The sequence below is a fragment of the Rhizobium rhizoryzae genome (assembly GCF_011046895.1).
GTDB lineage: Bacteria > Pseudomonadota > Alphaproteobacteria > Rhizobiales > Rhizobiaceae > Neorhizobium > Neorhizobium rhizoryzae.
This window is the reverse complement of the sequence record NZ_CP049250.1, coordinates 1462501-1487242: the sequence shown is the minus strand read 5'-3', so window position 1 is coordinate 1487242 and position 24742 is coordinate 1462501. Positions and strand designations below refer to the sequence as shown.

Sequence of the window (24742 nt, the reverse complement as noted above, 5' to 3'; positions counted from 1 at the left end):
TATTCGAAACGATTTCAGCATGTCAATCATAAACGATCAAAAAAGATTATATTGCAGCGCACAATGAACGTTTGTGATCGTTTATGATTGACAACAGACCTGAGCATGCGCGATATCCTCAGCCCAAAGGAGATGCTTCGCGGCGGACCGTGGAGCGCACGAACACTTGGGAGGACTGTTCCATGTCGGGCAAAACCCGCCTTCTGGATAATCGCTGGGATGATGCTTACGCCGCAAAGCTCGATGAGCCCGGCAAGCTGCTCTATCGCTCTAACCTTTTGGGCGCAGACAAGCGCATCACCAATTATGGCGGCGGCAATACCTCCGCCAAGGTCATGGAAACCGATCCGCTGACTGGCCAGAAGGTGCAGGTTCTCTGGGTCAAGGGTTCTGGCGGCGATGTCGGCACCATCAAGCTCGATGGCTTCGCGACCCTCTATCAGGACAAGCTGGATGCGCTGAAGGGCATCTATCAGGGCGTTCATGATGAAGACCGCATGGTGGGTTTCCTGCCGCATTGCACCTTCAACCTGAACCCGCGTGCTGCTTCCATCGATACGCCGCTGCATGGCTTCGTGCCCTTTACGCATGTCGATCACATGCACCCGGACGCGATCATTGCGATTGCCGCTTCGAAGAATTCGAAAGAGCTGACGCAGCAAATTTTCGGCGCTGACATTGGCTGGCTGCCCTGGCGTCGTCCCGGCTTCCAGCTGGGTCTCGATCTCGAAGCCTTCGTCAAGGCAAACCCCAATGCCAAGGGTGTTGTGCTGGAAAGCCATGGCCTGTTCACCTGGGCGAATGATGCCAAGGAATGCTACGAGCTGACGCTGGAAATCATCAACAAGGCAATCGAATGGTTTGCAGCTCAAACGGAAGGCAAGGTCATTTTCGGCGGTGCCGTGACCCAGAGCCTGCCCGCCGATCAGCGCCGCGCGATTGCCGCGAAGCTGATGCCGGAAATTCGCGGTCGCATTGGCAAGGCTGAGCGCAAGCTCGGTGATTTCGACGATCAGGACGCCGTTCTGGAATTCGTGAATTCCAGGAACCTGAAGCCGCTGGGCGCGCTCGGCACCTCTTGTCCCGACCACTTCCTGCGCACCAAAATCCGTCCGCTGATCATGGATTTTGATCCTGCCAATCCGGATGTGGATTTAGCCATTGCTGGTCTCGACAAGGCGCTGGAAGACTATCGCGCCGACTACACGCGCTATTATGAGGCCTGCAAGCACGATAACTCGCCGAAGATCCGCGATCCAAACCCGGTTATCTTCCTGGTTCCGGGCGTCGGCATGCTCTCGTTTGCCAAGGACAAGGCAACCGCGCGCATTGCCGGTGAGTTCTACGTCAACGCCATCAACGTGATGCGCGGTGCTTCCACCGTTTCCGAATATCAGGGCCTTCCCGAACAGGAAGCCTTCGACATCGAATACTGGCTGCTGGAAGAGGCAAAGCTGCAGCGTATGCCCAAGCCTAAGAGCCTTGCGGGTCGCGTGGCCTTCGTGACCGGCGGTGCCGGCGGCATTGGCCGCGCAACCGCAGAACGGTTGATGGCGGAAGGTGCCTGCGTCGTACTGGCCGATATTGATGCCGAAGCGCTGGATACGGCGAAAGGCGATTTTGCCAAGCGCTACAGCAGCGATGCAGTTCGTTCCGTTCAACTGGATGTCACGAAGGAAGACGCCGTCACCACAGCCTTTGCGGAGGCTTGCGTGGAATTTGGCGGTGTCGACATTCTGGTCTCCAACGCTGGCATCGCATCTTCTGCGCCAGTGGAAGAAACGACGCTTGCCATGTGGGACAAGAATATCAGCATTCTCGCCACCGGCTATTTCCTCGTTTCCCGCGAAGCCTTCCGCCTGTTCCGTCGCCAGAAACTTGGCGGCAACATCGTCTTCGTGGCGTCCAAGAACGGCCTTGCTTCGTCTCCGAATGCGTCCGCCTATTGCACGGCCAAAGCTGCGGAAATCCATCTCGCCCGCTGCCTTGCGCTGGAAGGTGCAGATGCCGGTATCCGCGTCAACACCGTCAACCCGGACGCGGTGCTTCGAGGCTCGAAAATCTGGAACGGCGAGTGGCGCGAACAGCGTGCCGCTTCCTCCAAGATCGAAGTGACGGATCTGGAAGAGCATTATCGCAAGCGCTCCATGCTGAAGCTGAACGTCTTCCCGGAAGATATCGCGGAAGCCATCTACTTCCTGGCTTCCGATCTCTCGGCAAAATCCACCGGCAACATCATCAATGTGGATGCCGGTAACGCCCAGAGCTTTACGCGCTAAATTGCAATCTGTGCGTGGTGGCCGGATACTTACCCCCCTCTGCCTTGCCAGGCATCTCCCCCTCAAGGGGGGAGATCGGCAGAATGGCAACCCACTCGCTCCCTCGCAAATGTCGACGCGCGCGGAAGAGTGACCGGGATTCCAGGCATATCAGTCGGTCGCCACGAGTCGATCTCCCCCCTTGAGGAGGAGATGTCCGGCAGGACAGAGGGGGGGGGTACTCCCCGCGACGCAGCTTAAAGATGGGCAGTGATAAAAGTGAACGCTCTGCACGGGAGGAACCAATGACAGGTCTGAAAATTTCGAGCGATGTGATCGCCGCTGAGAACGAGAAGCGCGCAGCCGCTCACAAATCGGACTATGCAGCGCTGGGTGAAAAGCTGGCCCGCAGCAATATCGATATCGACACCATCACCAAAAAGGTGGCCGAGTTCTTCGTGGCCGTCCCCTCCTGGGGTGTTGGCACCGGTGGCACGCGCTTTGCGCGTTTTCCCGGTCTTGGCGAGCCACGCCATATCTTCGACAAGCTGGAAGATTGCAGCGTCATCCAGCAGCTGACGCGGACAACACCGACTGTTTCGCTTCACATTCCGTGGGACAAGGCGGACCCGAAGGATCTGAAGGCGAAGGGCGATGCGCTCGGCCTCGGCTTCGATGCCATGAACTCCAACACGTTTTCCGATACACCGGATCAGGCGCACTCCTATAAATACGGCTCGCTGTCCCATGTGGATGCGGCAACGCGTGCACAGGCGGTTGAGCATAATCTCGAATGCATCGAGATCGGCAATGCACTCGGCTCAAAGGCGCTGACGGTGTGGATCGGCGACGGCTCCAACTTCCCCGGCCAGTCGAATTTCACCCGCCAGTTCGAGCGCTATCTCGACAGCATGCGTGACATCTACAAGGCGCTGCCAGATGACTGGCGCCTGTTCTCCGAACACAAGATGTATGAGCCTGCCTTCTATTCAACGGTCGTGCAGGACTGGGGCACAAACTACCTGATCGCGCAGACGCTAGGCGAAAAGGCCTTCTGCCTCGTCGATCTCGGCCATCATGCTCCGAACACCAATATCGAGATGATCGTGGCCCGCCTCATTCAGTTCGAGAAGCTCGGCGGCTTCCACTTCAACGATTCCAAATATGGCGATGATGATCTGGATGCCGGATCGGTTGAGCCCTACCGGCTGTTCCTTGTGTTCAACGAACTGGTGGATGCCGAACATCGCGGCGTGAAGGGCTTCCATCCGGCCCATATGATCGACCAGAGCCACAATGTGACAGACCCGATCGAAAGCCTGATTTCATCCGCCAACGAAATCCGCCGCGCCTACGCCCAGGCTCTGCTGGTGAATCGCGGCGCACTGGAAGGCTTCCAGAACGACAATGATGCGCTGATGGCAACCGAGACGCTGAAACGCGCCTATCGCACGGATGTCGAAGCCATTCTGGCCGAAGCGCGGTTGCGTTCCGGTGGCGCTATCGATCCGGTCGCCACCTATCGCGCCAGCGGCTACCGCACACAGGTCGCAGCCCAGCGTCCTGCGGTCAAGGGTGGTTCCGGCGGGATTGTCTGACCCCCTGCTTCCGACTGAATTCAGAAACGCCCGGCAAAGTGTCCGGGCGTTTTTTGTGACCTGATTGCGCCGCATCAAAGACGAAAATGCCGCATTGCGGTCAATGATGCTCTCGGATACATCTTGCGACAGAGGATCTCGGATGGCACGATCAGGACACATGGCAGCGACATGGCTACGCATTCTGTGCGTAATCGCCCTCTTCATGCTGTCATTTGCCCACCGCCCGCCGGAGGCTGTTGCCGCACAGTTGACGGCACCCGAACTCTCCGCCATCGCATTGCCTGACGGCTCGATCCCGGTGATCTGCTCGTCCGATGAGGACGGCAAGACAAAACCGCATGTGCATGCCTCGAACCAGTGCGAAGCCTGCCGCCTCAGCGCATCCGTCCTGCTGCCCGAACCTTCGGCGCAAGCCGGACTGATCGTTTCCTTCGCGGAGACGATGGTTTTTGCAAAACGGATCGAAGCTCATTATCGCCAGCAGATTCCTCCGAACGCCAATCCCCGCGCGCCGCCCGCCTCTGCCTGATGAATGGTCATGCACCGTTGTGACACGGTGTCCGTTCAATCGGCATGCGGCCTGTCAAGGCTGAATGCCTTCCGGATTGCGCTTCATGCTAGAGCATATCGAACCAGCGGGTGGTTCTGTTCCGTTCCGTCTAACCAATACCCAGACACCTCTTCGTCAGGAGCGGTGGGTCGCACCTCAAACAACACTCGTTCCGCCAGCTCAATGGCGTGACGCGGCAGTCAGGATAGGCCGGGGCTGCCTGATCGTATCCCATGAATTGCCAGACGGCCGACGGCAGATCCTTGATGTGTTGGGTCAGGGGCGCGTGCTGTTCTGCTCCATGCTGACCCATGGAACGGCCAAGGCACGCTCACTGACATTCACCAATGTCGAAAGACTGGATGAGCATTGCGACCGCGATGCAATCGAAGAGGCGCGCCAACTGGCAATGAAGAGGGCCTATGAGCACGCTCTGCTGCTGGGTCGCAAGAAAAGCACGGAAAAGGTAGCGACCGCGCTGCTCGATCTGGCGGATCAGTTCGCCCGCAACGCTGACACCCAGATGCGCCCCTCGTTTAACCTATACCTTATGCGAAACGAACTTGCCGACTGGCTGGGCCTGACGCTCGAAACCGTCAGCCGTTGTCTGAGCGACTTCAAACGCAAGGGCCTGATCGCCTTTGAACGGACAGACCGCATGACCATTCGCGAAAAAACGGCTCTGCGCGCTATCGCGGACGGACTGGCGCCCTCCACCTGAATTCAACTGCGGCCCAGCCGCGCACGTCCAACAATTCAACCTAAGAGAAAAGCAATGAAACAGAAACTGATTTCCCTCGCCGCCGTCCTGCTGACGCTCGTCGGCGTAACATCTGCATTTGCCCATGGTTTTCAGATCGGCGATCTGAAGATCGGCCATCCCTACAGCCGCGCCATGCTGCCCGGTGCAAAAGTTGGCGGCGGCTATCTGAAGATTACGAATGCCGGTGCCGATGATCGCCTCGTGAGCGCTTCATCCGACCGCGCAGCCTCGGTCCAGATCCATGAAATGAAGATGGATGGCGGCATCATGGAGATGCGCGAGTTGAAGGACGGTCTGGCCGTTCCGGCAAACAGCACCGTTGAATTGAAGCCCGGTAGCTATCATCTGATGTTCATGAATGTCGCCCAGCCTTTCAAGGAAGGTGAAATGGTGAAAGCAAAGCTCGTGTTCGAAAAGGCAGGATCCGTTGACGTGGAATTTGCTGTCGGACCTGCGAGTGGCGAGGCCAAGAACGACCACGCTGGCCACGGCGCTGGAGACCATAAAAAATGACAAAACGTGTCAGTCCATTCATGCTGCTGGGCGGGGGTGTGGCTGCCGTTTTCGTCGCGGCGCTGGTTGGCGTCATGACCTGGGTCGCGCAGGACACGCCGAGAGCCAGCCCGTTCAACGCGCGCTTCTCACTGGTGGATGATCAGGGAAATCCCGTCGATCAAAGCCTTTTCAAGGGCGCGCCCTCCATTGTCTACTTCGGCTACACCCATTGCCCGGAGGTTTGCCCGACAACGCTCTTCGAAGTTGCTGACTGGCTGAAGGAACTAGGACCCGACGGTAAATCACTGCGAGCCTATTTCTTCACGATCGATCCGGCACGCGACACCCCGGACGTGATGAGAAGCTATGTAACGGCGTTCACGGATCGCATCACCGGCATTACGGGCACCGAAGCGGAGATGAAGAAAGTGATCGATGGCTGGATGATCCATGCTTCGAAACTTCCCAGTAGCGATGGCGACTACCACATGAGCCATACTACCTCGCTGCTTCTGATCGGAGCGGATGGGCGGCTGAAAGGCATGATGCCCTACGGCATCAACGAGGACGAGGCGCTCAAGAAGATACGCGCCTCACTGCTTCGGCAAAATTCCTGATGACTGAGTGACCCGCTGCGCAAGCCTCAGCGGGTCGCATTTTCATGAACACCATGCGTAAGTGTCGTATTTGAAACAAGTAACGTCTCTTATAGACATAATTCAGGTGAAGTGACGAAATCCTCTTCAAGTATGATTTTATAGATTGAAAATTGCTTGTTTTCTTGAGCATTATATAGCCGAGGCGCCTAGCTGGCGCCTGAAAGCGATGACCTGATGGCTGGGGAGATGTCAGGTCGTATCGGTGCGCTTGCGGGAGGACAAAATGCCAAGATCAAGACAACTGCACTGCTGATTTTCGTCCGGCACGTTTGGCCAGTCCATCGGAAGCTATTGGCTCTGATGTGAGTGCGTAGGGACGTAACTGGATTAGCCGGTTCCAGCCAGAATGAAAGCAATCTGCACTCGCTCATCATTGGGCGAGAACGAATTTCCTTGGCCGGCTCTCAGGCCAGAATCGCAATCAGGATCATGGCATGCACAACACGTCAGACACGGTTCCGCTGATTTCGGTCGAGGCGATCCACAAATCCTTTCCAGGCGTCAAAGCGCTTGTGAATGCACGGTTCGACCTGCGTCCGGGCGAAGTTCACGCGTTGATGGGGGAAAACGGCGCGGGCAAATCCACCCTGATGAAAATCATGACCGGCATCTACCAGCCGGATGCTGGCGAGATTCATATCAGTGGCCAGAAGGTGAACCTATCCGATCCGCGTGCGGCCCAGGCGCTTGGCATCAGCATCATCCATCAGGAACTGTTCCTGATGAACCATCTGACGGCCGCACAGAACATCTATATAGGCCGCGAGCCTCGCAAGGGCTTCGGTGTGTTCGTCGATGAAGCGAAAATGCGGGCCGATACGGCAGCGCTGTTTGCCCGCATGAAGGTGGATCTCGATCCGGATGTCGAGGTGGGCACGCTCACGGTGGCGCGCCAGCAGCTTGTGGAGATTGCCAAGGCACTTTCCTTCAATTCTCGCATCCTGATCATGGATGAGCCGACATCTGCCATCAACGACAAGGAGGTGGAGCACCTCTTCGCGATCATCAACGACCTGAAGGCGCATGGTGTGGGCATCATCTACATCACGCACAAGATGGATGAGGTAAAGCGTATCGCCGACCGGGTGACAGTCATGCGCGACGGCCAGTATATCGATACGCTGCCTGCCGCCACGACCGACATGTCCAGGATCATCTCCCTCATGGTGGGTCGTGAACTGGCGGATGCCACACGCGCCACGGGCCAGGGCGGCGATGTGGTTCTGGATGTGAAGAACCTCAACCGCGGGCGCGCAATTCGCAATGTCAGCTTCTCGCTGCGCAAAGGCGAGATCCTGGGCTTTGCGGGGCTGATGGGCGCTGGTCGAACGGAGGTCGCGCGCGCCATCTTCGGTGCAGATCCCATCGACAGCGGCGAGATCAGCATTCACGGGGTGACGCAGGCCATCCGCAGCCCGCAGGATGCCGTACGTCTGGGGTTGGCCTATCTCAGCGAAGACCGCAAGCACTACGGGCTCGTGACCTCGATGACGGTTGGAGACAACGTCACCATGTCGTCATGGCCGCGCTTCACACGAAGCAGGGTCTTCATGAACGATGCGCGCATGAGCGCAGCCGCCAATGATTATATTCAAAAGCTGAGGATCAAGACGCCCTCGGTCGATCAGGAAACACGCCTTCTCTCCGGCGGCAACCAGCAGAAGATCGTCATTTCCAAGTGGCTGCTGCGCGATTGCGACATCCTGATTTTCGATGAACCGACCCGCGGCATCGATATCGGCGCAAAAGCCGAAATCTACAAGCTGCTGCAATCGCTGGCTGACCAGGGCAAGGCCATCATCGTCATCTCATCCGAATTGCCGGAAGTACTGCGGCTGTCGCACCGCATTCTCGTGATGTGCGAGGGGCGGATCACCGGCGAACTGACGGGACGCGATGCGACCCAGGAAAGCATCATGACGCTTGCGACACAGCGGTGACAGGGCCTCGATAAGGAAAAACCGATCATGACCGATCTGACACTCGACCAAGCCGGCAAGACAAAATCGGCCCTCGTTTCAACCTCTACCCTGCAAAAGGGCGTGGCCTTCGTGGTGCTGATAGCACTGCTCGTCTTCTTCAGCGTCTTCACCGAAAATTTTGCGGCCTGGAACAACGTCGTCAACATCATGCAGGCCACTGCGGTGAACGGCGTGCTGGGCGTGGCGGTGACATTCGTCATCATCTCCGGTGGCATCGATCTGGCTGTCGGCACCATGATGACGCTGACTGCCGTGATGGCCGGCATCATTCTCACCAATCTCGGCATGCCCTTGCCGCTGGGTATTCTGGGTGCGATGGCATCTGGTGCGGTCATGGGTGCGATCTCCGGCACGGCGGTCGCCAAACTCAAGATCCCGCCGTTCATTGCCACACTCGGCATGATGCAGATCGCGCGCGGCCTTGCACTCGTCTTCTCCGGCACCCGTCCGATCTATTTCAACGACACCCCGAACTATGGATTGATCTCACCGGAAAGTTCGCTTGCGCTTCTGATACCCGGGCTCGAAATCCCCAATGGCGTGATGATCATGTTCATCGTCGCCATCATTGCCTCGATCATTCTCAACCGCACGCTGTTCGGGCGCTACATCTTTGCGCTCGGTAGCAACGAGGAGGCCGCGCGTCTCTCTGGCGTCAATGTCGACTTCTGGAAGATCCTGACCTATGCGTTGAGCGGCCTGATCTGCGGCATTGCCGGTCTCATCATATCGTCGCGCCTGAATTCGGCGCAACCGGCACTCGGGCTTGGCTACGAACTGGATGCGATTGCCGCAGTCGTCATCGGCGGCACCTCGCTTTCCGGCGGGCGCGGCACCATTCTCGGCACCATTATTGGCGCCTTCATCATGAGCGTTCTCACCAACGGCCTTCGCATCATGGGAGTGCAGGAGGAATGGAAGATCGTCGTGACGGGCGTCATCATCATCGTCGCCGTCTTCGTCGACATCATGCTGAGAAGGAGGGCCTGATCGGCGAAAGAGAGGAGCTTTCGCAGGACTGGGAAATCGAACCGCAAGACGCAAAGCCTCTTGCAATTAACAAACATATCATTGGGAGCGAGATATGAAGAAAACCACCACCGCAGCCATCCTGGCCCTGAGCGCGGCATGCGTGTTCAGCACAGGTGCAAAAGCACAGGAAGCCTATTTCCCCATTGTCGCCAAGGGCTTCAGCCACCAGTTCTGGCAGGCGGTCAAGTCTGGAGCCGACAAGGCTGCCAAGGCCAACGGCGTGAAGATCACCTTCGAAGGCCCGGAAACCGAGGCGCAGATCGACAAGCAGACGGACATCCTGAACGCCGCCATCGCAAAGAAGCCGCAAGGCCTTGGCTTTGCCGCGCTCGATTCCAAGGCGCAGGTGCCCGCTTTGAAGAAGGCCGCCACCGCTGGCATCCCGATCGTGGCGTTCGACTCCGGCGTCGACAGCGATCTGCCGCTCACCACGTGCTCGACTGACAACAAGACGGCCGCAGCGGCCGCGGCCGACAAGATGGCGGAAGCCATTGGCGGCAAGGGTGAAATTGCAGCTGAGATTCACGACCAGACTTCCGCGACAGGTATCGGACGCCGCGATGGCTTCCTGAACCGCATCAAGGAAAAGTATCCGGATATCAAGGTTGTCGAAGTTCAGTACGCCAACGATGCCCTGAAAGCCGCTGACGATATCAAGGCCATGTTGCAGGCTCATCCCAACATCAAGGGTATCTTTGCCTCCAACGAAGGTGCGGCCATCGGTCTGGCCGTCGCGCTGAAGGAATCCGGCAAGAAGATCGTCGGCATCGGCTTTGACTCAGGCAAAACCCAGAAGGATGCCATCAAGAACGGCGCGCTTCTGGGCTCCATCACCCAGAACCCGGTTGGCATCGGCGAATGCGTCGTCAATTCGCTGGCAAAGGCCGTCAAGGGCGAGAAGCTGCCGAAGATCATCGATACCGGCTACTACTGGTACGACAAGAACAACATGAACGATCCGAAGATCGCAGCCGTTCTTTACGATTGATCAATCAAGGGTGGGCGGCTGACGTCGCCCACCACAACTCCGTTCTGTGCCTCAACCTCGTGCACGCTCTTCGCGTGGGGTGAGGCACGAGATCAGAGGACAGCGAAGCTCAATCGTCTCTGGCTCAACTGGACTGGATGACGCGCGCAGTTTCCTGAAGACGCAGAAACGCCTCGTACCGACTGTTGTGACGCTCCTCGAGTTCATTCTCGACGGGCAGATACTCATCTGCCACGCGCGAAAGCGCATCCATGGCATCCCGCACGTTGGAAAACGCGCCGCCAGCAACACTGCCAAGGATGGCAGAACCGAGCAGAACCGGCTCTTGCGCCGAAATGGTCGTGACGGGCTTTCTGCTGGCATCGGCGAGGATCTGGCGAACGAGGGGATTGGAACCGGCACCGCCGCTGATGACGACCCGTTCCACGACAGCGCCGGATCCCGCCTGTGTATCGATGATCTGGCGCAGTCCATAGCCGATGCCGCATAAGCCGGCGACATAAAGCGCGACCAGGCTTTCAAGATCGCGTTCCATCCCCAGGCCGGCGATGATGGCGCGGGCATGTGGGTCTGCGAATGGCGCACGGTTTCCGAGAAACTCAGGCACGACATGATAACCGGTTGCCAGCGCGACGACATCCGATGGATGGGACACCTGTTGCAGAGCATGATCCGCAAGAAGCGCGGGAAGTGACTTGCCTTGCGAAGACGCCAGTTGCGCAGCCTCTGCTGCAGCCGGGTGGAAGCTGGTCAACTGGTCTATCGCCGCGCCCGCCGCACTCTGTCCCCCCTCGTTCAGCCAGATGCCCGGAACCATGGCGGAATAATAGGGACCCCATACCCCCGGCACGAAAACCGGTTCTTCGGTGGATGTCATGGTGCAGGAAGAGGTTCCGAAGACATAGGCCATGTTGCTCGTCGGTTTTCCGCCCACGCCCACGGTCCCGATCCCGCCCGCATGGGCATCGATCATTCCGGCGGCAACGGCTGTTCCCGGAAGAAGGCCCATCAGATCTGCGGCCTCTTGAAGAAGCCCCTGCCCCAGCGGCGTTCCGGGCTCGACGATCCGTTGACCGATCCGGGCGAAAGCATCCTCTGCCAGATTGCCCAGACCGATTTGCTCGAAATAACTCGGATCCCATCGCTGCTCATGGGCCAGGTAGGTCCATTTGCAGGTTACCGTGCAGGTTGACCGTGCAAGATCACCGGTGGACTTCCAGGTCAGGAAGTCGGCCAGATCGAAAAACTGCCACGCAGCATCGAAGATATGGGGGCGGTTCTCCTTGAGCCAAAGAAGTTTCGGCGTCTGCATTTCGGGCGAGATTCGTCCACCGACATATCTGAGAACCTCGTGACCCATCTCGTTGATGCGCTCTGCCTGCTTTACAGCCCTATGATCCATCCAGACCACGATATCTCGATGGGGCGCATCAGACGGACCGACTGCCAGAGACCGACCACCTTCGCCCAAAACGACAAGCGAACAGGTGGCATCGAAGCCCAGCCCGATAACATGCGCCGGATCGACGCCCGCCAAGGCTACGGCCTCACGGACAATGTCGCAGACCGCGATCCAGATTTCTGTGCTCGATTGCTCGACCACCGAACCGGCATCCCGAAAAAGGGAGATATCTCGCTTGGAAACGGAAAGCATGTTTCCATTGAGATCGAAGAGACCCGCACGAGCGCTTCCTGTTCCAACATCGACGCCAATGACGTATCGTTGCGCCGCGTGGTTCAAATTGTCGTGCCCGCTCATGGTCTGTCGCCCTTGCTGCCGCGTCTCATTTTTGGTCGGATCAGCGCCTGATCAAAGGTCAACGCTGTTGGGAAGGATCACCAGATCCCGGATCGTGACATTGCGCGGTCGCGACAGCATGAACAGGACAGCATCGGCTACCTCTTTCGGCTGCATCAGACTGCCGTTGGCAAGTGCCTCCTCCATCTTGGCTTTCGGCCAATCATCAAGGAGAGCTGTGACCACAGGACCGGGCAGCACCGCTCCGACACGCACACCATGCGGCGCCACCTGGCGACGGGTGGAATGCACGAAGGCCTGCACCGCAAACTTCGATGCCGTATAAATCGGCTCCCAGACGACGGGAACGACCCCGGCAATCGAGCTTGTAAAAAGAATATCGCCGGACTTCTGAGCAATCATGTGCGGCAGCACTGCATGCACGGAGCGGAACGCCGCGTTGATGTTCAGATTGAGCATCCGATCCCAGGCGTCTGGATCGCCCTCCGCCACCGGACCGCCGATATAGGCTCCGGCATTGGCATGAAAGATATCCAGACGGCCCGCGCGTTCCAGGATCTTGGGCAGCATCCCGGAGACTTCGGCGCCATTCAGGAGATCAACCACCAATGGCTTTGCCCGTTCGCCAAGCTCCTTGCAGAGGGCCTCCAGCTTGTCCCCGGCGCGGTCGATCAACACCACCGTAGCGCCTTCGGAGATCAGCGCGCGAGCGCACTCAAGCCCTATGCCAGAGGCCGCACCCGTTACGGCAGCAACCTTGCCCTTCATCAAATCGGTCATCTTCATTCCTCCAAATCTATGGATCAGGCACGTCCGTGGCTGACACGAGAGCGCCGTGCCAGAGAATCCACGATTACGGCTATGGCAAGAACTGCCCCAGTAATCATGTAGCGAAGCGATGAGCTGAGGTTGAGGAGTGTGAGGCCATTCGAAATGGCTTGGATCACGATAATCCCCAGAAGCGCCGAATAGGCACTGCCGCGTCCCCCGAAGAGGCTTGTTCCGCCAATGACTGCAGCTGCAATCGCGTTGAGATTGACATCACCCGTCCCTGCCTGCTGGCTGGAAGAGGCGAGGCGCGCGGCGGACAGCGTTCCGCCAAGAGCAGCAAGTGTCGAACACAAGACAAAGGCGCTCATGTAGATTCGGCGGACATTGATGCCGGAACGTCGCGCCGCTTCACGATTGCCGCCGACGGCAAACATGGAGCGGCCCCATTTCGTTCTCGTCAGCGCATAGTTCAAAACGATGACCAGCAGGACAAAAAGACCGAACATCCACGGCACGCCACGACCGAGATTGAGATAGTAGACGGCAGCCTGGAGGATCAGTGTCAGGACCGCGACCTTGACAAGAAGGCTGCTGAGCGGCTGGGAAGACAGGTTGACCCTCTGGCGCCGGGCACGAATTGCAAGGCCGGTAACGATCAGCACTGCGCCCGGCAGAAGAGCAAGCAGGTGCGAGAGCCAGCGTGGCATGACGAGGATCTGCCCGAATCGGACAAGCGGTGAGGCATAAGGCAGGTTGATGCTTCCGGTCGGGCCGAGGATGTAAAGCTGCAAACCGAGAAGCGCGAGAAGTCCGGCAAGCGTTGCCACGAAGCTCGGCATGCCGAGGCGATTGTATAGCAGGGCGTAGAGCGCACCGACAGCAGCGCCTGTTACGAGCGCAGCGCCGATCGCCAGAGGCAAGGGAATGCCTGAATTGACCCAGACAACACCGATGATTGCCGAGGCAAGCCCGCTCATCGATCCGACCGAAAGGTCGATTTCGCCAAGGATCAAGACACAGACGATGCCAAGCGAAATGATACCGACCGTTGCGCAATCGAACAGAAGGTTCACCAGATTATTGGGAGCAAGAAAGATCGGATTGAGAATGCTGAACACCGTGGAGATGACGATCAGTCCCACGGCAACGGGCAGCATGCCCAGATCACCGGAGCGGACGCGACCAATGAAGGCCTTCAGCAGGCCCGCGAGACCATCTGCGTGATTGACACGCTCATCGCTGCGGTCGAGCGCCAGGGGGGCTGGTTCGGACCTGGACTTGGAAGACATTTGCGTAGTCATGCGTGGCTCCCGCGATTGGCTGCCTGCTCGTCCGCCTTGCGGCCCACTCGGCGCGAAACGGCATTTTCCGTCGCACCGGTAATGGCAGCGACGAGTTCCTGATTGGATGTATCGGGAGTGAACACGCCATTGTTGCGCCCGAGACGCAACACGACGATCCGGTCCGCCACGGCCCGCACATCCTCCATGTTGTGGCTGATGATGATGACCCCCAGACCGCGCTCACGCACGCGTTCGATCAGGTTCAGAACCTCCGCCGTCTGGGCGACGCCGAGTGCCGCAGTCGGCTCATCGAGCATGATGATCTTGGGATCCAGCAGGAGAGAGCGTGCGATGGCAACGGTCTGGCGCTGCCCACCGGAGAGTGAGGCGATCGGCTCGCGCACCGACGGTATGCGGGCGGCAAGCTCACGAAGCAGCGTCCAGGCGCGTACTTCCATCGCAACTTCATCGAGACTCCAGGGTGACAATTCGTGACCGAGGAAAAGATTGGCGACAACATCAAGATTTTCGCACAGCGCCAGATCCTGGAACACCGTAGCAATTCCAAGTTCGAGAGCACGGCTTGGGCTGTCGAGGCTGACCTCCTTGCCGCAGAACTCGATGCGACCGGACGAAGGCTGGTGAACACCGGCCAGAACCTTGATCAGAGTGGATTTTCCAGCGCCGTTGTCGCCGACAAGGGCGACAACCTCCCCCGCCTTCACCTCCAGTTCTATGTCCGTCAGCGCCGAGACCGCGCCAAAATTCTTCGACACGTTGCTTAACTTGAGGATGGTCGTGCCTGGTGCCGGTAGGCCTATGTCATTTCGTTGCATGACGAAGTGCTCTTTGTTGTGACGTGACAGCACCCGGCCCGGAAGGCTCCGGACCGGGTGTTCCGGGGAGGATGTTACTGGAGAATACCAAGCTTCTTGCAGCCGGCAGCATATTCGCCCGTGCAGATTTCTTCAGGCTTCTGGATCCCCTTGTCGAAGATTTCCGCCTTGATGTTCTTCGCAGTGACGACTGCGGGAACGAAGAGCTGGGACGGCGTTTTGTAAAGCGTGGTCTTGGCTTCCGGCTTCTCGCCCTTCAGCAGTTTCACGGCGATATTTGCAGCGGCAGCAGCCACGATTTCGGACGGCTTCGAAATGGTATTGTACTGATCGCCCGAAATGATCAGCTGAAGTGCTGCGATCGTCGCATCATTGCCCGTGACCGGGGGGACGGGATTGACACCGGCTGCCTTGAAGGCTGCGATCGCACCGCCGCCAGTGCCATCATTTGCCGCTACGACGCCCTTGATCTGCGCGCCGAACCGGGTGATCTGGCCTGCGGCCCACTCCTGCGCCTTTGGCGGCGCCCATTCCGGCGTATCAAACTCCGCGAGCGTCTTGTAACCGGAGTCCTTCAGTCCGCGATGGATACCATCACGGATCAGGCCGGCAGCAGCATCGGTCGGAGAGCCGTTGATTTGCAGAACTCCGGAACCGGCCGGTACACCTGTTGCCTTCAACTGGTCGACCAGGGACTTCGCAATGGCGTGACCAATGCCTTCGTTATCGAATGATACATAATAGTCAGCGGCCTTGTCCGGGATCGGGCGGTCGTAGGCGATAACCTTCACGCCCTGGGACTGCGCAATTTCCACAAGTGCAGCAGCGGCGGCTGAATCCACCGGATCCAGAACGACGACCTTCGCACCCTGGGCAATGACCGAGTTGAACTGCTGTTGTTGAAGCGCAGCATCGGCATTCGCGTTCTGGTAAATGACCTTGCAGGATGCGCACAGCTTGGCCATCTCGGCCTTGAAGCCGGGATAATCGTGCTTCTCGTAGCGCGTGGACGCCTGGTCAGGCATCAGAAAGGCGACCGTCGAGCCTTCCTGCGCCAAGACAGGAGCGGAAAGCAGTGTCATCAATCCGGCAGTCGCAAGCAGCATGGAACCAGTTTTCATAGATCTTCTCCTCCTTGAATGGGCAAGGGTCTGCTTCGAAAGACCAGCCCGGACCTCCGCTCTCAACGCCCATTCCGCGCCCGGCCAAGCAAGCGCAGATCTTCCGTCGTCGCCGTGCAATGCGGCGCCGAAGAATTCGGACTTTGAATGAACGCCTCCCGGTCAACCCTCCACAGCCAACCTGTATCATCGATTGAGCTACACTGCTCAATCGATGAAGCAAGAATTGCCACCTTCTCCGTTTAATGTCAAGTTGCCTCTCACAGGAGGAATTCGTGAATCACCAACGACCGCAGAAGAAAACGACCATCTATGATCTCGCCGAGCTTGCGGGCACATCCGCGAGCGCTGTCAGTGCCGTACTGAACGGAAACTGGAAAAAGCGGCGCATCAGCAGTCAACTTGCAGACAAGATCACGAAAATCGCCGAGGAGCAGGGCTATGCCGTCAATATGCAGGCCAGCCTGCTGCGTCGTGACAAGTCACGCATTATCGGCATGCTGGTCCCGAAATATGACAATCGGTACTTCGGCTCCATCGTCGAAACCTTCGAGATCATGGCGCGCGAGCGGGGATTGTTCCCCATCATAACATGCACCCTCCGCAATCCTGAGCTCGAGGTGGAAGCCGCCCGGACAATGCTGTCCTATCAGGTCGAATGGTTGATATCGACCGGCGCAACAGATCCGGATCGTATTACCGATCTTTGCCTTGCAGGTGGGGCCCGCAGCCTGAACCTCGATCTTCCGGGCTCCAAGGCAACCTCGATCATCTCAGACAATTTCAGCGGGGCGCGCGAACTCACCCGCCGTACTCTGCTCAATCTTCAGCGAAAAAAGGGCGCCCTTCTTCCTCTTCTCTTCATCGGCGGTCGCGGCACTGACCACAATACGGCCGAACGAATTCGCGGTTTTCGCGCAGCACATCAGGATCTGGGCGTCACGATTGAAGAGCATCATATTCTCGCCTGCGGCTATGCTCCGGAAAAGGCAGCAGACGCCTTGAACGCACTGGTAACGTCGGAAGGCCGCGTGCCTGCGGGACTGTTCGTCAATTCGACGATCTCGCTCGAAGGGGTCATGCGCTGGCTCAAATCATCACCGGTGGGCGTCAATAGCCAGCCAGTCATTGGATGTTTCGACTGGGATCCGTTCGTGGCATTGATGGGTCACGAAATTGAGATGGCCAGGCAGGATGTTGCGGGCATGCTCAAGGCCGTCTTCGATATTATAGAGACAGGGGATAGCGGCGCTCGCAAGCTGATAGAGATCCAGCCGATCTTTGCCTGAGGGCATTTTACTGGGTGGTTGCCGGACGGCTCATTGATTTCAGTCGGCAGCCACATACCGTGCATCCATGTCGCTCACCTGACCGACAACAGACTGGTCAAATCACGGTGTTCTTGAGCCAGCACATCACGCAGAACCGCCAATCCGCCACAAACAATCCAGTCCTGGGACGAGCGGGTGTTCACTCAGATAAGTTGCGTCGACCGCTCGGCGATTTCAAAGCATAGGCGGTGGCGGAGAACCCGCCGTATCCGGCTGTTCAGGCGGCAACCTATTTCAAATCAAAACTTGATATTCTTGGTCAGGAGGGTCACCCTTTACGGGGGAGGACTTGCTGACCTTGAGGAGGACCAAAGCCTCAATGTCAGCATGCAAAGCGGAGAGACAAAATGACAAACCTTGCGTCGTTTTGTGAGGCCTTCCTGAACTGGGACCTCAACATCTCACCTGAAGCTGCCAAAGACACCCGACTAGAGTGCCGGTACTACGGGGATGTGCGGATTTCGTCACTCGAAGGCGGAATATGCAGGGGCGTTCGTTCAGAATTCCACAATGCGCTCGATGGTGGTGAATACACGGGTCTGGTCACCTTGATGCGGGGAAACATGCTCGTAAGTACCGAGGGGGTCGAGATGGAGCTTTCCGAAGGTGACACTTTGATATGGAGCAATAGAGGGAACCACGAATTTTATGTCAGCGACTGGGTTCAACAGTTGATCATCATCGTCCCAACCAGTCGTTTCCAGACTTACATGGCCCGTCCTCTGCCATTCAAACAATGGGCGCTCCAGGGTAGAACCCCCGTTGGCGGCCTCATTTCAGGGTTCATGCGCGCGCTGTCACAGAACATTGAGCTATTGGACAGACGGTCAGGCGAGACGGCGGTCGACATGTTCCTCGCCATGCTGAGCAAGGCGATCAAGGGCACGCACGTAAACGTCGAGGCGACACCGCGAACTGCAAGATACGACCGTATTCTGTCGTTCATCGAAGATCATCTTGCGAACGCCAAGTTGACGCCTGCTTTCATTGCGCGAGCACACAATATCTCTACTCGATACCTAAATTTTCTTTTCCATCAGCACGGTCAAACTGTTGTTGGCTGGATCAGGGAGCGCCGCCTTGTTCACGGCGCCGAAGATCTGCAGGAAAGTCAGGACGCACTGAGTATTACAGAAATCGCGCATAAATGGCATTTTAGCGACGGCGCGCACTTCACAAGATCGTTCAAGACCAAATTCGGGGTCACGCCAAGCGCTTGGCGTCGCGACAATCAACTGACCAAGGATGGGGTCCAGTCAAATGCGCCGCGACGCCGAAACTAGTCCAAGCCGACTGCGTCAAACGGTCAGAGGTGTTTCTTGAACCATGCCAGCGCCAGCTCTGCGGCTTCATCGAACTTGTCGTAGTAAAGGTCAAAGTGCCCGCCTTCGACGATAGCAAGGTTCTTCGGATGGCCGGCCCGATCAAAGGCTGCCTGCGCGATGTCGGGAGTCGTGACGCGGTCGGTAGAGCCGATGATCATCTGGAATGGCCGGGGCGAAATCAGATGAATGAGGGCTGCCGGTTCATAGGTGCTGGCGAGTTCCATGGAGCGCACGGTCACCTGATTTTCCCAGGTTTTCGACTTACCCCGATGAGCCATTGTATAGGCCCAGGCATCCGCCATCGGCATAACAGCCGGCTCCATCGAGTTTTCTGTCACCACAGGCATCATCTGGGGAGGCTGGCCCGCCATGCGTCCCAATCTGTCGCCTGCCCATATTTTCCGCACCATGGCAAGAAAATCCGGGCGGACCTGACGCGCGACGGTTTGGCTGCCGCTGACAAAGGGTACCTGCACCGAAACGCATTTCACGCGATGATCAATCGATGCGATATTGATTGCATGACCACCGCTGAAGCTCGACCCCCAGACGCCAATGCGCTCCGCGTCAATTTCCGGCTGCAATTGGGCGAAGGTGATCGCATCGCGCATGTCTTCGACCTGTTGTTGCGGCAGGACCTCTTGCCGTTGCGCACCATCACTCAGGCCGAAATTCCGGTGATCATAGAGAAGAACTGAAAAGCCTCCGCGCGCAAAATACTCGGAGAAGCCTTCATGATTCGAAAAATCGACGGTGGAACTGATTCCGCCAGTCATGATGATCAAAGGCTTTGCAGTAGCATCACCGGCGCCGCTGTAAAGGCGCCCGCGCAACATGGTGCCGTCAGCTGTCTGGAAAGAAACTTCTGAGTACATGCGTGGTATCCCTATTGGAGTTTGTCTTGAGGTGACGAACGTTCCGGCCGCGAGAAGATCGGACAGGCTCTACCATTCTAGTTTTCAAGGACCGGGATTTGATTACGCCGCTGCTCTTGCCACAGCGGTCGCGCTTCTGGCGCAGCTAAAGAGAAAGAGCGCAAAGCTTCCAATGACGATTGCCAGCTAGCCTGCCCGCCGTAAAGCTGCACATTTCAAAGATGATGCTGACGTTTAACGTGTCGAACCAGGCCGAAAACGCCGCAGTGTCGTTCGCGCCGCACATGTGTTCGGCAATCAAAGCGACCGCTGACAGCTTCGTGTCAACGTTGTTCATCTGCCTCTCCCGGAGATAAGAGGCCGAGCCAGCTTCCTCCAAGGACGGCAAGGCATGATAGGTTTCAGCTGACGCTTGCGCCTGCATCGACTTGCAACGAAACCCCGGTCATGCCGCTGCTTTGATCGCTTAACGGGAAGACAACGCTGTCGGTGACCTCCTTAACGGTCACTGCTCATCGCAGGGGGTGTCTGATCTTCAGCATTTCCTGAAAGCCGGGGTCGGCAAACACTGGACCCGTCATCGGCTTTTGCGCCCTTGGTCTCCTCTGCAAGCCGCTGAGCACCAGCGACGTCGTAATCGGCGATCGCTATGCGTGCGCCGCCTGCAGACAGCGGCTCAACGATCTTGGCGCCCAGGCCTGATGCGCCTCCCGTGCCAAAGATAACCTTGCCTTCAAAATCTTTCATAATATCCTCCCTCTCAGACGAGCACTGTCATATTCCCAGGCTCTGCCTGATCTGCAAAGGCTAGCCTGCATTCGCAGCCAATACTTGTTTTTACGGGAAGGAAGACTTGAATGGTTGAGAAGTGTCGAAACGATGCTCTTGGAAAACAGGCCCAGATCAACGGCCAAATACCGGAAACTCGGATAGAGGTGCCTGCAACCGAAGCCTCCTTCGAACCGGCATCCGCGTTGCGTCCTATACATCGAGCAAGCACGCGGTTGCCGGTCTGACCAAACTCATGGCCAACGAGCTTGCGGCCAAGGGGATCACGGTCAACGCGATTGCACCGGGTTACATGGATACGGACAATACGGAAGCGTTGAGAAACGACCCGAACAGGAACCGTTCGATTCTCGAGCGTATTCCAGCTGGTCGATGGGGCACGCCCTCCGACCTGGATACGGCAGCACTGTTCTTCGCCTCTCCAGCGAGTGGCTATGTGACCGGCCAGGTACTGGCTGTCGATGGCGGCTGGCTTGCGAGGTAGTGGATGCCTTGGTGTGAGCCCTTGAGGGGTTCACACCTTTTTCCGCGCTGGTCGACGATGTCAATTGGTTTGCTTTGTTGGTGACGGCTGGTGGCTTTGCGGGGAGGAGCGCCGTTGACGCTGTGTAGTGCCATCTCATCTGGGTGAGACATTATCGTATCGTATGGGGTTTTGTGGCGTTTCGTGCGCCCCTTGGGCCGACGTCGATTGCCTCGAGATGTCGTCTCACGACTGACGGACAGTATGTCGAACGCATCCATGCGGACTGCTCAGTTTTGCGATCCCCGTGTTGATGCGGGTGTTTGGGATCGTCTTTGTGTAGCGTTGGTTTGGAAACGCAAAAAGCCCCACAATGGGGGCTCTCTGGTATCACAGGGATTGTTGGTTGCGGGGGCAGGATTTGAACCTGCGGCCTTCAGGTTATGAGCCTGACGAGCTACCGGGCTGCTCCACCCCGCGTTATGTTTGAGCATTGTCTGGTTATTTGCCAGACTATGTTGTTTCTGTGTCCGTGGCGCATGCCCGGTTGTTTATTGTTTTGTCCTGCCTTTGGCCACTTTTGGTGTCCTTTGGTGGACAGGGCTGCTCTTGGCCTGTGCGTCGCATTTTTGGTATGACGCTTCTAGATTATTTTGCAGCAAAAAGGCCGCGTTGTCAGCGGCCCTTGTCTGTCGGCTTGGGCCGAAGTTTGTGTTGAGAAGATTTTGATTGCCTTTAGCAGACCTGGCAGCGACCTACTCTCCCGCGTCTTAAGACGAAGTACCATTGGCGCTGGGGCGTTTCACGGCCGTGTTCGGAATGGGAACGGGTGCGGCCGCCCCGCCATAACCACCAGGTCGGCTAAGGGCAATGTGATTGAGAAGCTGGTGAAGGTATGAGCCTTCGTTTTTGATTTGAACACGTTATTTGTTTTGTCTCTTTTTGTCTTTGACCTGTTTGAGTGTGCCACCCCTACAGGCCAGCGGCCGTCGCCAATCGTTTGGCGCGCCGTCCTTAAGCCGCAGCAAGCTTTGCTTGCGACAGCGTGAGGACAAAACAGATGGCATCATCTGTGCTGCAGGGCAGCACGGATGAGCATTTTCAATGAGAACGATCAAGCCAATCGGGCTATTAGTAAGGCTAAGCTTCATGCGTTACCGCACGTCCACACGCCTCCTATCAACGTGGTCGTCTTCCACGGCCCTGATAGGGAATACTCGTTTTCAGGTGGGTTTCCCGCTTAGATGCCTTCAGCGGTTATCCCTTCCATATATAGCTACCCTGCTATGCCGTTGGCACGACAACAGGTCCACCAGAGATATGTCCATCCCGGTCCTCTCGTACTAGGGACAGATCCTGTCAATATTCCTACACCCACGGCAGATAGGGACCGAACTGTCTCACGACGTTCTGAACCCAGCTCACGTACCGCTTTAATTGGCGAACAGCCAAACCCTTGGGACCTGCTCCAGCCCCAGGATGCGATGAGCCGACATCGAGGTGCCAAACAACCCCGTCGATATGGACTCTTGGGGGTCATCAGCCTGTTATCCCCGGCGTACCTTTTATCCGTTGAGCGATGGCCCTTCCACGCGGGACCACCGGATCACTATGACCGACTTTCGTCTCTGCTCGACTTGTCAGTCTCGCAGTCAGGCGGGCTTATGCCATTGCACTCGACGACCGATTTCCGACCGGTCTGAGCCCACCATCGCGCGCCTCCGTTACTCTTTCGGAGGCGACCGCCCCAGTCAAACTACCCACCATACACTGTCCCGGATCCGGATAACGGACCGCGGTTAGACATCCATGACGATAAGGGTGGTATTTCAAGGATGGCTCCACGAGAACTGGCGTCCCCGCTTCAAAGCCTACCACCTATCCTACACATGCCGACACGAATGCCAGTGTAAAGCTATAGTAAAGGTGCACGGGGTCTTTCCGTCTGACCGCAGGAACCCCGCATCTTCACGGGGAATTCAATTTCACTGAGTCTATGTTGGAGACAGCGGGGAAGTCGTTACGCCATTCGTGCAGGTCGGAACTTACCCGACAAGGAATTTCGCTACCTTAGGACCGTTATAGTTACGGCCGCCGTTTACTGGGGCTTCGATTCAAAGCTTGCACCTCTCCTCTTAACCTTCCAGCACCGGGCAGGCGTCAGACCCTATACGTCGTCTTATCGACTTCGCAGAGCCCTGTGTTTTTGATAAACAGTCGCTACCCCCTGGTCTGTGCCACCCCAATACACTTGCGTATAATGGGGTCACGCTTCTTCCGAAGTTACGCGTGCAATTTGCCGAGTTCCTTCAACATAGTTCTCTCAAGCGCCTTGGTATACTCTACCTGACCACCTGTGTCGGTTTCGGGTACGGTCTATAATGATGGAGCTATTTCCTGGAACCGCTTCCCTGCCCATCCAATCCAATAAGAATGAACAAGTTACGCAATCCGTCACTACCACCAGGCCCACGAATATTAACGTGGTTCCCATCGACTACGCGTGTCCGCCTCGTCTTAGGGGCCGGCTAACCCTGCTCAGATTAACTTTAAGCAGGAACCCTTGGTCTTTCGGCGAGGGGGTCTCTCACCCCCTTTATCGTTACTCATGTCAACATTCGCACTTCCGATACCTCCAGAGGCCCTCACGGGTCCTCCTTCACTGGCTTACGGAACGCTCCGCTACCACACATCTTACGATGTATCCTCAGCTTCGGTGCATGGCTTTAGCCCCGTTACATTTTCGGCGCAAAGACCCTTATTTAGACCAGTGAGCTGTTACGCTTTCTTTAAATGATGGCTGCTTCTAAGCCAACATCCTGGTTGTTTTGGGATCCTCACATCCTTTCCCACTTAGCCATGACTTGGGGACCTTAGCTGGAGGTCAGGGTTGTTGCCCTCTTCACGACGGACGTTAGCACCCGCCGTGTGTCTGCCGACTAGTACTCCTCGGTATTCGGAGTTTGGTTAGGATCAGTAAGACGGTGAGTCCCCATAGCCCATCCAGTGCTCTACCCCCGAGGGTATTCGGTCGACGCTCTACCTAAATAGATTTCGCGGAGAACCAGCTATCTCCGAGTTTGATTGGCCTTTCACCCCTAGCCACAAGTCATCCCAATCTATTGCAACAGATGCGGGTTCGGTCCTCCAGTTGGTGTTACCCAACCTTCAACCTGCTCATGGCTAGATCACTCGGTTTCGGGTCTAATGCAACTAACTAAAATCGCCCTATTCAGACTCGCTTTCGCTGCGCCTACACCTACCGGCTTAAGCTTGCTAGTTACACTAAGTCGTTGACCCATTATACAAAAGGTACGCCGTCAGCGTTTCCGCCTCCGACTGCTTGTAGGCATCCGGTTTCAGGTTCTATTTCACTCCCCTTGTCGGGGTGCTTTTCACCTTTCCCTCACGGTACTTGTTCGCTATCGGTCATGCACGAGTACTTAGGCTTGGAGAGTGGTCTCCCCATGTTCAGACAGGATTTCACGTGTCCCGCCCTACTCAAGGACAATAAGTCATCTTACGCTTACGGGGCTATCACCCATTCTTGCCAGGCTTTCCAACCTGTTCAGCTTTATTCCTCATTGCCACTGGCCTGGTCCGCGTTCGCTCGCCACTACTTGCGGAGTCTCGGTTGATGTCCTTTCCTGCAGGTACTTAGATGTTTCAGTTCCCTGCGTTCGCTTCTTACCCCTATGTATTCGAAGGTAAGATACCTTATAAACAATGCTTAGAAACCCAAGCCGTCATCGCTGACAGTTTGGATTTTCTAAGCATTTAAGGTGGGTTGCCCCATTCGGAGATCCATGGATCAAAGCTCATTCGCAGCTCCCCACGGCTTTTCGCAGCGTATCACGTCCT

At 57.0% G+C, this 24742-nt stretch carries 19 protein-coding genes, 1 tRNA gene, 2 rRNA genes and 1 pseudogene (1 of these 23 cut by a window edge); 12 read left to right on the top strand and 11 right to left on the bottom strand.

Going from position 1 to position 24742, the window contains the following annotated elements:
• The first annotated feature begins 182 nt into the window (after positions 1–182).
• The 9 genes from G6N80_RS13210 (at position 183) to G6N80_RS13170 (ending at position 10328) form a co-directional block, all read left to right on the top strand.
• Complete coding sequence (locus tag G6N80_RS13210; protein WP_165134389.1) at positions 183–2279, top strand: bifunctional rhamnulose-1-phosphate aldolase/short-chain dehydrogenase; 2097 nt, start codon at positions 183–185, stop codon at positions 2277–2279.
• Positions 2280–2563: 284 nt separating this feature from the next.
• Positions 2564–3856, top strand: a complete 1293-nt coding sequence (gene rhaI / locus G6N80_RS13205) for an L-rhamnose catabolism isomerase (RefSeq protein WP_165134386.1) — start codon at positions 2564–2566, stop codon at positions 3854–3856.
• Positions 3857–3998: 142 nt separating this feature from the next.
• Positions 3999–4388 carry a DUF2946 family protein gene (locus G6N80_RS13200; protein WP_165134383.1) on the top strand — a complete coding sequence of 130 codons (390 nt, stop codon included), beginning with the start codon at positions 3999–4001 and terminating at the stop codon, positions 4386–4388.
• A gap of 85 nt (positions 4389–4473) precedes the next feature.
• Positions 4474–5130: a helix-turn-helix domain-containing protein gene (locus G6N80_RS13195; protein WP_165134380.1), complete on the top strand. Its 657-nt coding sequence runs from the start codon at positions 4474–4476 to the stop codon at positions 5128–5130.
• Between the two features lie 54 nt (positions 5131–5184).
• Positions 5185–5685, top strand: coding sequence for a copper chaperone PCu(A)C (locus G6N80_RS13190; protein ID WP_062555928.1), 501 nt, complete (start codon positions 5185–5187; stop codon positions 5683–5685).
• Positions 5682–6284, top strand: a complete 603-nt coding sequence (locus G6N80_RS13185; RefSeq protein ID WP_062555929.1) for an SCO family protein — start codon at positions 5682–5684, stop codon at positions 6282–6284. The genes G6N80_RS13190 and G6N80_RS13185 overlap by 4 nt, the downstream gene beginning before the upstream one ends.
• A 476-nt stretch (positions 6285–6760) precedes the next feature.
• Entirely contained in the window at positions 6761–8266 is a 1506-nt protein-coding gene (locus G6N80_RS13180) for a sugar ABC transporter ATP-binding protein (protein ID WP_165134377.1), read from the top strand.
• Between the two features lie 27 nt (positions 8267–8293).
• Entirely contained in the window at positions 8294–9298 is a 1005-nt protein-coding gene (locus G6N80_RS13175; RefSeq protein WP_062555931.1) for an ABC transporter permease, read from the top strand.
• 94 nt (positions 9299–9392) lie between these two features.
• Positions 9393–10328, top strand: a complete 936-nt coding sequence (locus tag G6N80_RS13170) for an ABC transporter substrate-binding protein (RefSeq protein WP_062555932.1) — start codon at positions 9393–9395, stop codon at positions 10326–10328.
• 124 nt (positions 10329–10452) lie between these two features.
• On the opposite strand, the gene G6N80_RS13165 is transcribed toward G6N80_RS13170, so the two are convergent.
• From G6N80_RS13165 to G6N80_RS13145, 5 genes are all read right to left on the bottom strand, one after another.
• Complete coding sequence (locus G6N80_RS13165; protein ID WP_165134374.1) at positions 10453–12087, bottom strand: FGGY-family carbohydrate kinase; 1635 nt, start codon at positions 12085–12087, stop codon at positions 10453–10455.
• Positions 12088–12138: 51 nt separating this feature from the next.
• Positions 12139–12867 (bottom strand): SDR family oxidoreductase, encoded by a 729-nt coding sequence (locus tag G6N80_RS13160; protein ID WP_165134371.1) that lies wholly within the window; start codon positions 12865–12867, stop codon positions 12139–12141.
• Between the two features lie 23 nt (positions 12868–12890).
• Positions 12891–14159: a sugar ABC transporter permease gene (locus tag G6N80_RS13155; RefSeq protein ID WP_165134368.1), complete on the bottom strand. Its 1269-nt coding sequence runs from the start codon at positions 14157–14159 to the stop codon at positions 12891–12893.
• Positions 14156–14977, bottom strand: a complete 822-nt coding sequence (locus tag G6N80_RS13150; protein ID WP_165134365.1) for an ATP-binding cassette domain-containing protein — start codon at positions 14975–14977, stop codon at positions 14156–14158. Before G6N80_RS13150 ends, G6N80_RS13155 begins: the two co-directional genes overlap by 4 nt.
• A gap of 74 nt (positions 14978–15051) precedes the next feature.
• Entirely contained in the window at positions 15052–16098 is a 1047-nt protein-coding gene (locus tag G6N80_RS13145) for an ABC transporter substrate-binding protein (protein ID WP_165134362.1), read from the bottom strand.
• 275 nt (positions 16099–16373) lie between these two features.
• On the opposite strand from G6N80_RS13145, the gene G6N80_RS13140 reads away from it, so the two are divergent.
• Together G6N80_RS13140 and G6N80_RS13135 are read left to right on the top strand one after the other, a co-directional pair.
• Positions 16374–17387 (top strand): LacI family DNA-binding transcriptional regulator, encoded by a 1014-nt coding sequence (locus tag G6N80_RS13140; protein WP_246251483.1) that lies wholly within the window; start codon positions 16374–16376, stop codon positions 17385–17387.
• Between the two features lie 389 nt (positions 17388–17776).
• A complete protein-coding gene (locus G6N80_RS13135; RefSeq protein WP_165134356.1) occupies positions 17777–18712 on the top strand; it encodes a helix-turn-helix domain-containing protein in 936 nt (311 codons plus the stop codon).
• Between the two features lie 23 nt (positions 18713–18735).
• Here the strand turns inward: G6N80_RS13135 and G6N80_RS13130 are convergent, their stop codons facing one another.
• From G6N80_RS13130 to G6N80_RS13120, 3 genes are all read right to left on the bottom strand, one after another.
• Entirely contained in the window at positions 18736–19629 is an 894-nt protein-coding gene (locus tag G6N80_RS13130) for an alpha/beta hydrolase (RefSeq protein WP_165134353.1), read from the bottom strand.
• Positions 19630–19774: 145 nt separating this feature from the next.
• Entirely contained in the window at positions 19775–19966 is a 192-nt protein-coding gene (locus G6N80_RS13125; RefSeq protein ID WP_165134350.1) for a hypothetical protein, read from the bottom strand.
• A 161-nt stretch (positions 19967–20127) separates the two neighbouring features.
• On the bottom strand, positions 20128–20376 hold the full coding sequence (locus tag G6N80_RS13120; protein ID WP_062555940.1) for an SDR family oxidoreductase: 249 nt from the start codon (positions 20374–20376) through the stop codon (positions 20128–20130).
• Between the two features lie 217 nt (positions 20377–20593).
• Here G6N80_RS13120 and G6N80_RS13115 point away from each other — a divergent pair.
• A pseudogene (locus tag G6N80_RS13115) lies at positions 20594–20902 on the top strand (SDR family oxidoreductase); the annotation flags it as partial.
• A gap of 382 nt (positions 20903–21284) precedes the next feature.
• Here G6N80_RS13115 and G6N80_RS13110 read toward each other — a convergent pair.
• The 3 genes from G6N80_RS13110 to G6N80_RS13100 all read right to left on the bottom strand — a co-directional run.
• Positions 21285–21361, bottom strand: a tRNA-Met gene (locus tag G6N80_RS13110).
• Positions 21362–21623: 262 nt separating this feature from the next.
• Positions 21624–21738 (bottom strand): 5S ribosomal RNA (rrf, locus tag G6N80_RS13105).
• Between the two features lie 253 nt (positions 21739–21991).
• Positions 21992–24742, bottom strand: a 23S ribosomal RNA gene (locus G6N80_RS13100) (it continues 53 nt past the right edge of the window).